Genomic DNA, 283 nt, shown 5'->3' on the forward strand with positions numbered 1-283 from the left:
ACGGCATGACAAAGCGCACATCGGGGCGCAAGGCACGCAGGCGCTGGGCGGTGTCGAGGAACAACGCCCCCAGGCGCCCCACTTCGCCGCCACGGCTGCCGGGCATTAGCGCCACCAGCGGACCATCGGGCAAGCCAAACTCGGCCCGCGCCGCAGCGCGATCGGATTGCAACGGAATCGCATCGGCCAGGGAATGCCCGACGAACCGTATCGGCACGCCTTTCTCTTCGTAGAATTTAGCTTCGCACGGGAACAGAGTCAGCATCAGGACGCAGCCTTCGCG

Annotated in this window: 1 pseudogene; it reads right to left on the reverse strand. The window is 65.7% G+C overall.

The features are described 5' to 3' along the window. Positions 1–283: pseudogene (locus BK665_RS33760) on the reverse strand (lipid-A-disaccharide synthase); the annotation flags it as partial.

Origin of the sequence: Pseudomonas frederiksbergensis (assembly GCF_003732665.1) — a bacterium.
GTDB lineage: Bacteria > Pseudomonadota > Gammaproteobacteria > Pseudomonadales > Pseudomonadaceae > Aquipseudomonas > Aquipseudomonas frederiksbergensis_G.